Origin of the sequence: Brenneria izadpanahii (genome assembly GCF_017569925.1) — a bacterium.
GTDB lineage: Bacteria > Pseudomonadota > Gammaproteobacteria > Enterobacterales > Enterobacteriaceae > Brenneria > Brenneria izadpanahii.
Map to the genome: position 1 here is coordinate 158,195 of NZ_CP050854.1, position 12,627 is coordinate 170,821.

The 12,627-nt window shown below is 47.6% G+C and carries 12 protein-coding genes and 3 pseudogenes; 7 read left to right on the top strand and 8 right to left on the bottom strand.

Annotation, left to right across the window (positions count from 1 at the left end):
* The first annotated feature begins 360 nt into the window (after window positions 1-360).
* Both HC231_RS00680 and HC231_RS00685 read left to right on the top strand, forming a co-directional pair.
* A complete protein-coding gene (locus HC231_RS00680; protein ID WP_208229283.1) occupies window positions 361-1,059 on the top strand; it encodes a hypothetical protein in 699 nt (232 codons plus the stop codon).
* 2 nt (window positions 1,060-1,061) lie between these two features.
* A complete protein-coding gene (locus HC231_RS00685) occupies window positions 1,062-1,487 on the top strand; it encodes a hypothetical protein (RefSeq protein WP_208229284.1) in 426 nt (141 codons plus the stop codon).
* A gap of 444 nt (window positions 1,488-1,931) precedes the next feature.
* On the opposite strand, the gene HC231_RS00690 is transcribed toward HC231_RS00685, so the two are convergent.
* Window positions 1,932-2,210 (bottom strand): hypothetical protein, encoded by a 279-nt coding sequence (locus tag HC231_RS00690; protein ID WP_208229285.1) that lies wholly within the window; start codon window positions 2,208-2,210, stop codon window positions 1,932-1,934.
* Between the two features lie 697 nt (window positions 2,211-2,907).
* Between HC231_RS00690 and HC231_RS00695 the strand changes: the two are divergent.
* Window positions 2,908-3,083: pseudogene (locus HC231_RS00695) on the top strand (IS481 family transposase); the annotation flags it as partial.
* A 160-nt stretch (window positions 3,084-3,243) separates the two neighbouring features.
* Here the strand turns inward: HC231_RS00695 and HC231_RS00700 are convergent.
* Both HC231_RS00700 and HC231_RS00705 read right to left on the bottom strand, forming a co-directional pair.
* Entirely contained in the window at window positions 3,244-3,768 is a 525-nt protein-coding gene (locus tag HC231_RS00700) for an RloB domain-containing protein (RefSeq protein WP_208229286.1), read from the bottom strand.
* Window positions 3,769-3,779: 11 nt separating this feature from the next.
* Window positions 3,780-5,003, bottom strand: coding sequence for an AAA family ATPase (locus tag HC231_RS00705; protein WP_208229287.1), 1,224 nt, complete (start codon window positions 5,001-5,003; stop codon window positions 3,780-3,782).
* A gap of 237 nt (window positions 5,004-5,240) precedes the next feature.
* On the opposite strand from HC231_RS00705, the pseudogene HC231_RS00710 reads away from it, so the two are divergent.
* A pseudogene (locus HC231_RS00710) lies at window positions 5,241-5,350 on the top strand (SOS response-associated peptidase); the annotation flags it as partial.
* 1,067 nt (window positions 5,351-6,417) lie between these two features.
* Window positions 6,418-6,519 (top strand): annotated as a pseudogene (locus HC231_RS23805) (integrase domain-containing protein); the annotation flags it as partial.
* Between the two features lie 285 nt (window positions 6,520-6,804).
* Here the strand turns inward: HC231_RS23805 and HC231_RS00715 are convergent.
* The gene (locus HC231_RS00715) at window positions 6,805-7,068 is read right to left on the bottom strand and encodes a helix-turn-helix domain-containing protein (RefSeq protein ID WP_208229288.1); all 264 of its coding nucleotides are present in this window, start codon (window positions 7,066-7,068) and stop codon (window positions 6,805-6,807) included.
* Window positions 7,069-7,189: 121 nt separating this feature from the next.
* On the opposite strand from HC231_RS00715, the gene HC231_RS00720 reads away from it, so the two are divergent.
* Window positions 7,190-7,453, top strand: a complete 264-nt coding sequence (locus HC231_RS00720; RefSeq protein WP_208229289.1) for a helix-turn-helix domain-containing protein — start codon at window positions 7,190-7,192, stop codon at window positions 7,451-7,453.
* A 129-nt stretch (window positions 7,454-7,582) separates the two neighbouring features.
* On the top strand, window positions 7,583-7,834 hold the full coding sequence (locus tag HC231_RS00725) for a helix-turn-helix transcriptional regulator (protein WP_034918379.1): 252 nt from the start codon (window positions 7,583-7,585) through the stop codon (window positions 7,832-7,834).
* Here HC231_RS00725 and HC231_RS00730 read toward each other — a convergent pair.
* The 4 genes from HC231_RS00730 to HC231_RS00745 form a co-directional block, all read right to left on the bottom strand.
* Window positions 7,816-9,012, bottom strand: a complete 1,197-nt coding sequence (locus tag HC231_RS00730; protein WP_208229290.1) for a tyrosine-type recombinase/integrase — start codon at window positions 9,010-9,012, stop codon at window positions 7,816-7,818. The two genes, HC231_RS00725 and HC231_RS00730, sit on opposite strands and share 19 nt — an antisense overlap.
* A gap of 322 nt (window positions 9,013-9,334) precedes the next feature.
* Window positions 9,335-10,198: a YicC/YloC family endoribonuclease gene (locus tag HC231_RS00735; RefSeq protein ID WP_208229291.1), complete on the bottom strand. Its 864-nt coding sequence runs from the start codon at window positions 10,196-10,198 to the stop codon at window positions 9,335-9,337.
* Between the two features lie 117 nt (window positions 10,199-10,315).
* Window positions 10,316-11,224, bottom strand: coding sequence for a LysR family transcriptional regulator (locus tag HC231_RS00740; protein ID WP_208229292.1), 909 nt, complete (start codon window positions 11,222-11,224; stop codon window positions 10,316-10,318).
* A 128-nt stretch (window positions 11,225-11,352) separates the two neighbouring features.
* Entirely contained in the window at window positions 11,353-12,429 is a 1,077-nt protein-coding gene (locus HC231_RS00745; protein WP_208229293.1) for a dipeptidase, read from the bottom strand.
* Window positions 12,430-12,627: the final 198 nt, after the last annotated feature.

Here is a 12,627-nt window from a genome sequence, read left to right on the forward strand (position 1 = left end):
GGTTGTGTGAGAGATTCGTTTCGCTAACTCTTCCATGAAGCGAACGCTTACCCGCGTTGATCTTATTAAAAGTATTATTTGCGACCATATGAACTCCTTTTCATATAATTAAATAAACGCATATTCCTTATGCTTAATTTATTTATATGACAGACGTGGATAATTTCAATGTATGGTATTTATTCTGATTTTAATAAATAGCTCGTCACCATAATAGTTTCATAATAAATAATGTCATTGTTATAAATTATGATAACACCTGTTGGGACAGGCTCTAAGTCGCTGAAATTGCCCCTTGTGTGGACGGGATTAAAAATTGGCGATAGCATTGGCAATACCAACCTGTAAGGAGATAAAAAGGTGAGCACCAGAGCGGATATAAAGGATGGAGCACAGTTTGACGTGCTACGTTCAGGGATTGTTTATACAGAGGTGCTGGGCTGGGTGGATATGGGGCATGCTCGCGGTAGTGATGTCGATTCGCTAAAAAGCCAGTTCACATTAGGGGAGCACAGCGATAAACCTTTCTACACGGTGATGTACAAGCAGGATATGCACCTCACCAAATTTAGCTCGCAGTTTGGTGTGGGAAAATTTTCCCGCTGGGAAATTAAGCGTGGTCGTAACTCCGAAGATATTAACAGGATCATGCTGGCTATGATGATAAATACCGCTTCCCAATTTGAGAGACTGCAAAGTTTACGGGGATTCTCTTGGTATACGGATAGCGGTTTTAGCGGTGAAGACCTGGTTTCTGATCTGTTCGGATTTTACCGGGCTATTATACCGGGCCGTTATGGTTATCGTCTCAAACCGGTAAGTTACGAGGCGGCGGTACGCAGATGGGACTATTACGGTGCTATTGGCGCATATAAAAATAAAGGTTTCCGGCCGATTATTTTTCCTGACCCTGATGATCCCTGTGTAATGCGCCAGCCATATACGGCTAATTTGCCTCACTTTATGACATGGTTACGTCCGTGGGATGACTTTGCCTCCGGGATTGTTAAAGTTATTACAAGCGATGGAACATCGCTCTCATACAAGGGAGTGGAGTAATCATGCTGAAAGTAGTGAAGTGGGTCGGACTGTCAATTGTCTCTGGGCTTATCCTTTGCTGGCTGTTTGTCTATCTTGTTGCGTCGGGTATCAATGAAACAACCACATACACAGAAAACGACTTTTTTAATTATCATACCCTGACGGAAAAAGAGATTGAAAAAGCTCCCCGTATATCCGGCGACTATCACTTTGAATCACATCCAGGCGACGGCTATGCGCCATCGAATACTATTATTTTCAGAGGGGTATCAGGTGTTGAGCCATTACGAGCGTATTTAAAAAATCTGGGCTACATCAAACAGAGAAATCATTCGAGTGAGGCAGAAATCTGGATAAAGCCGGAACAGGCAAATAGCGACCTTTTTTATCTTTACTTTAATCGCGCTACTGGTGAAGCTGAGTTAACCAAGGAGATAAATAACTAAATGCTCCTTATGATTTATTTATATGACAGAAGCGGATAATGTCAATTCATGGTGTTGATTTTGCTTTTGATTTTTTTCAACCGAATGGTGAAAAAACAAGGAGCAACTCAATGAAGCAGTGTAGCGCTTCGTTGTGTAAGTATCCCAGTAAACCGAACCATCTCTGCGCCAGCCTTTACGCCACAGCGCTTTCCGGCGCGACCTGTCATTTGACGCACATTTTCTGCGTCAATTCTCATCAACCCACTTATCAGAGGAGGACTGAACCGATATCTGAGGCAGGCTTTCAGCCTGAGGGGGATCCTAAAAGGAAAGTGGCGGCGATTAAAACAAGACGTTGCTTATCCTGAAGCCTTAATTACTACGATTAAACATCCTGATGTTCAATAATTAGATGTTTTTGTCATTATGAAAAATTGTCTTCCTAATTATGAAGGAAAATATCTAATTATCCTCACTTACTCTTTGAAATTCATTCGGTCGATTTCCTAGCGCAATACATTTCGCTTCTACCATACTGATATAATAATATGAAGGGCTTGGCATATGATCCATCATCCACGGAAGCTCGTCAGAATATGAAACGTCAGATGTAGAAACCATCCATACAGGTTCACCTTTCAAGGTGATAGGACTGGCTTCGTGGTAACGTTTATCCCACCCACGCCCGTGTTGTTCGGCATAATCCTTTGCTATTTGCAAGGCCTTCTCTTGCGTGATCATTTCTGCACTCCATACCAGACACTATACATGATACCCCCCACCGTTACTGGACCGAGAAGGATTCCCGCAGCTTCATATCGTAGGAGGGAAAAGGTTATCTCATAGGTATTACCCAAAGGAAATTTGAATCCCTGGATAATATATTCAGCACTCATTCTAGGGTTATAGCTTCTGCCAAATCTTTGGCAGCAGCATCAACCCACCTAGTAGTGGATTCGGGTAGTATGCAGTAGACGTTGATGGCAACAAAAACGCCCTGAAAACAGGGCGTTGTGGCAGTCGGTGGAACAGGGTGGAAATTATTCGATATTTTGGATCTGTTTATTGAATATGAATAAAAGATATTAGAAATTAGCTTGTTAGTATGATTTTGTCTGTGATTGCGGCGGTTTACTACCCGATGAACTACCCGTTTGGGTTAGGATATTTATAGGCCTGTAGAGTCGTTATCTGGCTTCATAGGTTAAGGAATGTAACTGGTTGTCTGGTTCCAATTCGCTTTGATAGTCGGCTCAGTGCTGGAAGCGGAAGTTCCTTATTTCGTCGAAATGATCTGTGATTGCATACATGTATGATATAAAGCTGGTTCACTTTGTGAGATGGAAGCTTACGGAATTGTTTCCGTAGTCGGAAGCGATTGTGCCTATAATTTATTAAGATAAAGCAAAAAGAGCATAATATTGTGTACACGCTAATTTACAGGAGAAAAATACTGAACGAGTTTTATCAGGTCACGTTCCGTAAGAATCTGTATGGCGATATAGACACATTACATCGGATTTTGATGAATGGCTGTCTCGCTATAATAATGAGCGAACTTATCAGGGGAAAATATGCTGTGGCAGAATGCCAATGGAAACATTACTTTATTGAAAGCGCATCTGTGCCGAGAAAAAATTAAACCAGATGTAATCTGACAGATACTTGTATAAATAACCGGTAATTGTTAGCTCAGTTCTAAGCTAATACAGTTTATTAGGTATGAGGCAGATAGCGCACTAGGAGAGAAATGCGCTATTTCGTTTGTTTTGAGTCATATCCTGAGTGATTTTTTCTCTTTCCCTTGCAATACCTCAATAATAAATTTAATTTTTTTAATTCTGGATTCGTTTAATACTTCTAAAGTAAATAATTCTGCGTAACTATCTCTTTCAGTACATGGCCCAGACAATAATGGATGTAGCAACTCTTTACAACCTTTATTGGAGTTAACTTTTCCCTGACCTAATATGTCCAAAAGTAAACCCTCCAAACACGGCTCGGAACCAATCAGATTTATTCCTGCATTTAATGCGTTTTGGATGTATTTGGGGGGCCAATGAAGATCAGTGTCAAGTAAAACAACGACAAAATCGTATCCATCACATTTTTTACATGATATTGCATGTGTGATTACATGCTCAGGACCTTTCCCGCCAGCGGTTACAATAGAAACTTTAAATGTACCATTCGAGAAAAGAGATTTCATATGAGAAAGAAAAGCTTTTTCGGCATATCCCTCCCCAACTAGTAATAAAGTTTTTCTGATAGAACGGCGTACTATTTTCTTCTTTGCCATTTTTAAATCCGTCAAATATTGATGTCTGGCACGCCACCTAATGCACCAGTAATATATTTAGAATAAAGATTGTCTTGGCTTCTCAAACCTTGTATATCATCCAGACGCCAAGCTTCACTGATGCCATTCACTTTTTCGACTAAATATACATTATGTTTTTTTAATGATTTTAAAACCTCTGCTGTATGGCAGCTAAAGATGAGTTGCGAAGATAACTTGTTAATTCCATCATTAGCAAACATATCCATTAATTCTCTAATCATGTACGGATGTAGATCGCTATCAAGTTCATCGATAACAGCCACACCGCCATAATGTAATGCCGAAATTAATTTATAAACGAAGTAATAGCATGCTTGAGTGCCAGTAGATTCCATGATAAATGGTATCTCGAATTTTTCACCCTCGTGAGTGTGAATTCCATATGGAAGCACCTTTTTTTCACTTTCGCCTGTTTTTTTATCAATTATGTCTTCTGTTTTTATTATTATGTCATCTAGACCAAAATCCATTCTCGTTAAGTACTTTTTTGCCTTTGCGAAAACTTCAGGGTCCTCATTATAACACTCTGTAGCTTTAAGGACTTTTCCATAGTTGAAATTGGATTTACCAAAAACGTTCAAGTTGTTTTCTATGCTATAAAAAATATAATGCATAGCATTAGCTATAATGTTGTTGCCTTTTCTTCTAAAGTAAGAAATAGCAGAGGCATTCTGCGGTACTGTTTTTAACTCACTGAGAGTGAAGTCGTTATCAGCACTTTTGACTTTATATGAATTAGTGGACTCATCGTATTTTCTATAGAAAACAGATGAAAACAGCCTGCTGCTTTTATATTTTAATTCTTCATGTAATATTCTTTTTTTATTGAATTTTAATAGATACTTAAATTCAACATAATGTATTTTATCTTCAACAGTCTTATTGTCAACAAAGCATATTTCAATCTCTGATGGTTCTTTTTTATTACAAATATGCGGATAAATCGGTAGAGAGTCTGAATTATCCATTGATTTGAATGATTCACTACAAAACCAGCTTAAGAACGCTAAAGGTTTAAGCATGTTTGATTTACCAGAGCCATTAGCACCCATTACAGCCAGTACTTTGGTTATGCGAGTATCGAGCCAAGGCTGGTCTAATGAGGATACAGAAGAGTTAGCCTTCAAAGTAAGGTCAACTAGCTGCTCATCCTTAAATGAGTAAAAATTTTTGAAACGATACCATTTAATCATACTCGACCCATTTAGACATTTTTTTGTTTAATATTGCTTACTATGGCATCTGTGGTTGATGTTGTCCATCACAAGCCTTATACGAATGTAAAAGTTAGTGATCTCTTGGCATTTTTTGTGCTTTGAGAGTCAAATTGCATAGGGACCAGCTATGCCGAAAGATAACTGCGTCGTCCTCCTTAACCTGGCAGAAGAAGCTGAACGCGATGAACAAGTACCTAGATTCTGTTCACTGAACTATATCGGAAGGGTGGTCAGCCAATTTTGATGGCAGCATAGGAAGTACGCCGTTTGCGCGTGGTGATGAAGCAGAAGGATTTCTGATCGTAACAACAGTAGCCGATCAGAGTGGCTTGCCCCTATTGATTAATGTTAGGTCCACCTCTCGCCTGAATCCGTTTGCAGTCCTATGTGCGGCCTTTAGTTACGCCTACTTCATGCCCTGAGCCGACGATGGTAGCAAGTATTACTAACACTACGGTGTGTTAAAACTGGGGTGCAGGTCATCTTGATACGGTGGTTTTATAAATTTATTCGTAAGCGCTAAGTTTAACTTGATGATTATTAAATAATTTACAAATTTTTTATCGTGCCTTGTGTGGACTCCCGCGCTCCCTAACGGATTTCTATGGAATGGAAATCCGTTCAGGAGCCAACAAGCGCAGCGCGTTAGCCGCTTGATATACGGATTTTGGCGCAGTAAATTGTCATTGTTACACCGCTGCTGCAAGCAGCACTCCCATGTTGCCACGACCTTCAAGGCAACGCGCAGGACACAATCTGTGTGGTCGACTCCCAACCCGCCACGCTATCAGTTTGCGGGTGATCGCTGCGGCGATGGTAGCTGACTTATCCCAACCGCCTTAGAGCGGCATCCCGTTTGTTTTTCGTGAAGCAACTACTTTTTGCATACGCACTGATGCGTACACAACCTTTATAGCTGGCGCAACCGTCTGCGGCCTTTTGCTGCCTCAGAGAATGCATCCATGAGGCAGCGGCGTCACTTCATACGGCGCAAAGCCGTTGCAAGTGACGCCGCTAACGATCTCTGCGCAACCCTCACGCCACAGTGCTTTCCGGCGTGCCCTGTCATCTGACGCACATTTTCTGCGTCAATTCTCATCAACCCACTTATCAGAGGAGGACTGAACCGATACCTGAGGCAGGCTTTCAGCCTGAGGGGATTACCCTGCTGATGCAGGCGGCTGCACCGAGTGCATAACCGATATCCCCGTCATACCTCAACCGCTGCCGCTCCGGCGCGCAGGTATTGTTCAGCGCGGCACGGTAAATCCGTGTCGTAAATCGCCGTGCGCCGGAGAACAGAGGTTATTGAGGATGAGGGGATAGCATATGTCACGATTAAGCCGGGAGATGCAAACGCTAGTCCGACAGGCTGGCGGCAGCCATACCCGGTTTCAGCAACCGGGAAGCCAGCTCGCTGGTGTCGATGGATTTAGGGCATGGAGACGGGCGCGGGCGGTATGTGCAGCAGGTCTACGGCAGAACGGCGTAGGCCCTTTCCCCTGGCTGGCCCATCAGTTCACGTTCTTCAGGTAACCCCGCCAGCCAGGGAAAAAGATCAGATTGGCGCTGAGGTGGGGAATTAAGTGTTACTTATGTGGTACTGGTGGGGGAACCCGGCCCAAAAAAACCGGGTTCCCCCACTATCCACGTATATAGCGGAGTCAGGTGGGGAGAATGACCAAAAACCGCATGCTGACGGGGTTGAATGCCAGATCGCCGTTTTCTGGTGGGGGAAAACACGATCCGTCTGCAAGTCGGGTGAAAATGGGGGAAGTCAGGCGGATCTTTTTCTGATCTGCTTGTGGCGTTCAATCAGGTTGCCTTCTTCATCGAAGTAGCGGCTCGGCCAGATCTCCGACGGATGAATACCTAATGCCTCCGCGATCAGAAATTCGCCTTTCGGCCACGGGCGGGTAAGCACGTTCGCCAGAGTTGAAGAGCTTAATCCTGCCTGTCGGGATACCGCTGCCATCGTTATCTTTTTCTTGTGTAACGAGGCAATTATGTCTGCCGGATGCATATCAATTTTGTTAGTCATGCTCCCTCCTTGCTCGTAGAGACAGAATAATTTTCCAACACCAATACTAAGTAATACTTAGTACATTTTCAACAGGCAGACATGAAAATCACCGCTGGTTATCCAGTCGGTCGGGATTCTCATGCTGCCATATCGTTTGAAGGAAGCCAGATTAAAAGCCGGTTTATCGCAGCAGCAGCTTGGTGTGCTCGCCGGTATCGATGAGGCGACGGCCAGCGCACGGATGAATCAATATGAGCGCGGCGTGCATACTCCTGATTTTGAACTGGTGTGCAGGTTAGCCGCTGTGTTGAATACCCCTGCCAGTTATTTTTACACTGTTGAAGATGATTTAGCGGAAATCATCCTTACTTACGCCAGCCAGAAAAATACCGACGCTTTTTAAATCTCCCTCTTTCTGGATTTAAGCAATAAAAACGCGTAGTTGAGAAAGCATCACTAAGTAATGCTTAGTATATTTTCAATAGGTTAGCGTGAAAACTACGGCTTACATATCGTGTAAGTCGGGATCCTCATGCTGCCACATCGTTTAAAAGAAGCCAGACTAAGAGCGGGCCTGTCGCAACAGCGGCTTGGGGTTCTGGCGGGTATTGATGAAGCCACGGCCAGCGCGCGGATGAACCAATATGAGCGCGGTGTGCATACGCCTGATTTTGATCTTGCCTGCCGACTGGCGGCGGTGCTTGATGTTCCTGCCTGCTATTTTTATACCGTCGAAGACGATCTTGCCGAAATTATTCTGAATTATCACCCTACGAAAAAATAGCGCTTGTCTACGTTATTGCTCTGTTCGTTCGAAACGCTGTGCAGCTCGTCGTTCTCAATAATCGGCTTAACGAGCTCTGCCAGTTTACAATGCGCTTCTCGCCGCTCCTCAAAGTAATCATACCGATCGTAAATGCCTTCAACGCCTTTCTGCTTATGATTAAGGCACCGTTCGGCGACATAACCCGGAACGCCTAACGCGGCCAGCAGGCTGCGGCAGGTGCGGCGCAGGTCGTGTACGGTGAACGGTTCAAGTTCACCCATGCGGTTGGGCGGTTGAATTTTTCTTCCCGGTTCGCGGCCGAAAAGTTTGGCGATCGCCCGGTTGAGGGTATCGCTGCCCATATGCGGCGAACCGCTGGCCCGGCGGTTGGGGAATACATATGCTGAACCGCAGGCGCGTATCTTCAATTCCCGCAGCCATTCCAGCGCCAGCGGGGGTAGGGGAATGACGATAGCGACGCCCGATTTGCTCCTTGTCGCAGGCAGTTCCCACGTTGCGTCTTCGAGGGAAAATTCATCCCATTGGGCTTCGGTCAGTTCGCTTTTGCGTACGCCAAGCACGATCAGTAATGCGCAAGCCAGATAGTTATCGCGAGTGAAGCTGTCGCTCTGGTTGCGGAATACCTGAAAAACCTGCGTCAACTCTTCCAGACTCAACGCCCGATCGCGGCTTTTTTCAATGCCGCCCGCATCATCCACCTTGAATGCCGCCGCCGGGTTATGGACAAGAAGCCCAAGTTTTATGCCGTGATTAAACAGTTGTTTCAGGTACATCAGCGCATCGTTGGCGGTGCAGGGCCTGCCGCTGGCGGTGATTTGCTGGATGATGGCGCGTATGTCCAGTGGTGTGACCTTGCCTAACGCCTGTTCTCCAATGTGTGGCGCGATCTCTCTGGCGAAGATCCGCTGTGGGATATGCGGGTGCTTAAGGCGTCGTACCAAATCCTGTTTCCAGTCGTTAAACAGATCGTTGACGGTATGGATTCTGGCGGGGCGATTGCGTTTACGTTCGGCGATGGGATCGTCGCCTTTCCTGACCTTCCTGCGGGCGTCTTCGGCCTGAGAGCGGGCTTCCGCCAGCGACAGATCGGACGGTTTGCCCAGCGTGAGCGAACGGCGTTTGGCGTTCAGGGTATAGCGCAGCATCCAGTAAGGTTCGCCGCGCTGCGGCAGCATCAGGTATAGCCCCTGACCGTCGTTGTATCGTCCGGGACGGCCCGCTTTCAGGATGGACTGTATGGTTTTAACGGCAGATTTCCCATGCCCTGCCTCCCTAAGGTCTTCCGCCAGCGCCCGTCAGTCGTGGCCTGCGCGAAAAAGTGGGTAGTACATAGGTTATAAAACGAACATTTTGGCTTGTAAAGCGATTGTACTACCCAATGTACTACCCACTTGGCAGTGGATTTCGATGGATTTGGGTAGTACGCGGTAGACGTTGATGGCAACAAAAACGCCCTGAAAACAGGGCGTTGTGGCAGTCGGTGGAACAGGGTGGAAATTATTCGATATTTTGGATCTGTTCCCGCATCTGTTCGATAAGAACTTTCAGTTCGATGGCGGAGGCGGTGACGTCGGCGTTGATGGATTTAGACGCCAGCGTGTTTGATTCGCGGTTGAACTCCTGCATCATAAAGTCCAGCCGGCGGCCTACGGCTTCCTCTTTCTTCAGGATTTTATAGGTTTCCGCCACGTGCGCTTCCAGGCGATCGAGCTCTTCCGCGACGTCGATGCGCTGAGCCATGATGACCAGTTCCTGCTCCAGCCGGTTATTCTCCAACTGAACCTGCGCCTCTTCCAGTTTGCTGAGCAGCCGTTCCCGTTGCCACTGCAGGATGTTCGGCATCTGCGTGCGGACTTTGGCGACTTCGGCGCTGACGCCGGCCAGCCGTTGTTCAATCAGCGTTTTTAAGGCATTGCCTTCGCTTTCCCGCGCGCTGATGAAATCATCCAGCGTGCGGTCCAATGCTTGTAACAACTCGGCGCTGATGGCATCCAGATCCTGTTCTTCCGCCGCCATCACTCCGGGCCAGCGCAGGATATCAACCGGATTGATTTCCCCTTCGTCGCTTTGCATTTTTACCCAGTTGGCGGCGTTAACCAGTTGTTTGGCCAGGTTTTCATTCAGAATCAGCGAGCTTTGCGCCCGCGGATCAAGATCAAAACGCAGGTTGCATTCAATTTTGCCGCGGGTCAAACGGGTGCGGATACGATCGCGGATAACCGGCTCCAGACTGCGAAACTGCTCTGGCAAACGGATGTAGGTTTCCAGATAGCGTTGGTTTACTGAACGCAGTTCCCAGGCTGCGCTGCCCCAGTCACCCTTGACTTCTCGTCGGGCGTAAGCGGTCATACTGCGAATCATTGGTGCATACCTGTAAAGCAAATGATGGAGGGATTATAACGTTGTGTCTCTGGGCAGGGTAGAACAAAATCGACGGGCCGCCAGAGCGGGACTCAATACCATCTGTGTAATTGCGGGCTATGCCGCATGCAATAGCGCTTCGTACTGCTTGGCGATCTCCCGGCATTTATTTTTCATCATCTGTTTTAGCTGCAATGTTGCCCGCGACTGCGGATTATCCCGCCGGCTAATCAGCGTCACTTCGAACGGTAACGGCTGGTCGATAGGGACGATTTTAAGCAGATCGGCATAACGGCAGGCGGTAAAAAGGTCGACCACGCCGACGCCGCCGCCGGCCAATACCATATCGGCAATCACCGAGTAGGTCTTGATGTACAGCGAGGACGCCGGTTTTAGATCCCGATCGCGCAACGCCCGGTGCAATACCTGTCCGAGCGGATCCTGATGTTGCATCATCAATAGATTGTTCGAACACAGCCATTCCAGCGATACGGGGCCGGTTACCGGGCTGTCTTTCGGCAGCAGCGCCACCATGGAAGACTGAAACAACGGTTCCGCCAGCAATGCCGTAGGCACCTGCTGACCGAAAACCAGGGCGAAATCCAGCTGATCTTGCAGGATATTCAGGCAAAGGGTGCTGAAGTGCTCCGTTACCAGCTCCACATCGATCCGCGTTTCCTGTTTATGAAACTCCACCAGAGCGGGGACGACAATCATCTGCCCAAACGCATGCGCGGCGCCAAGGCGGACGGATTGCTCTTTGCCGGTTTTGATCTGTTCAGTCAATGTGCTGATGGTTTGCAGATGCTTATACAACTCTTGAACTTGGGGGATCAGACGGCGGCCTTCTTTCGTGGCGATCATGCCTTGCGTATGCCGTTCAAACAGCGCGAAACCGAGCTGCTGTTCCGCGTGATTGAGCACCCGGCTGACGTTAGGTTGGGAAACATTCAACAAGCGAGCGGCGCCGCTGATGGTTCCCGCTTGCACGATAGCCTGAAAAATTTCAATGTGTCGTAAACGCATGGGAGTACGCCCCGTGTATCTTTTGGGTGGTTGTTGCACCGTCAGGCACAACGTTGTCGGCAATATATATGCAATATCCACGCCATACAGCAGGGGTCATACTCCCTTTGCGGTGCTGAATTTTTAAACTAGGCTCCCCAGGTGGTTTCCAGTACGCGCAGCCAGTTACCGTAGCAAATTTTTTCCAGCAATGGGCGCGCATAGCCTCGCCGGGCCAGCGCATCGACCAGTAGCGGCAGCCCGGCGACATCGGCCAGATCCGGCGGAACGGTGGTGCCGTCAAAGTCGGAACCCAGACCGACGCCGTCTTCGCCCAGTTTGGTCAGCAGATAATCAACATGGCGGACGATCTCTTCCACCGTCGCATTAGGATCTTTTTTCCCATCTTCGCGCAGGAACATGGTGCCGAAGTTTACGCCGACAAAGCCGCCGCTTTCCCGAATGGCGGCCAGTTGGCTGTCCGTCAGGTTACGCGATTGGGCGCAGAGCGCGTGCGCGTTGGAATGGCTGGCGACCAGCGGGGCGTCAGTAATATCAGCGGTTTGCCAGAAACCTTTTTCATCCATATGCGAGACGTCCACCATAATGCGTTTGGCGTTACAGGCCCGCACCAGGCGTTTACCGGCTTCCGTCAGCCCGTCTCCGGTATCCGGGGAGGAAGGGAAACGGAACGGAACGCCTTGGCCAAAAATATTCGGACGGCTCCACACCGGCCCCAGCGTGCGCAATCCGGCTGCGTGCAGAATATCCAGCAGTTCCAGATCGGGATCGATCGCTTCGGCGCCTTCAATATGCATCACCATGGCCAGCACGCCCTCGGTCATACACTGACGGATATCCGCCGCGCTACGGCAAATTTTGGCCCGCCCGGCGGATTCCGCCTCAATGCGCAGCAGGGTGGAAATTAATGAAAACGTTACCTCTCTGGCGTTTTCCATCGTCGGCGTGGCGTGGGGAACAAACAGCCCCCCACTTTCTGGTACAGATTTTGCTGCTGCCTTGGGCGAAGGAACATAGGCGGCAAACAAACCGCCGGCAAAACGGCCCTGCTGGATGCGTGGCAGGTCGATCTGGCCTGCCGCCGGCCCGTTTAGAAAGGCTTCCGCCGGGTTAGCCCGGTGAGAAGACCAAAGACGCAGGAGTACGTCATTATGTCCGTCGAAAACAGGGATTGGTTCACTGATGGGTAGCTGATTGTCTGGCATAGTCACAAGTACCGGCTCTGGATGCGATGTAATGGGGCGTTGGATTGCTCCATTTTGGTGCCGATGCACTAAAATGGAGAACCGCCGCTAAGGAAAAAAATCACGCCTTAGTTCATCCATTTTAAGCCCGCCTTGTTTGCCGATGTCAAGACGAAAATATGAAATAAAAAACAAAAAATTATTTAATATCAACATGTT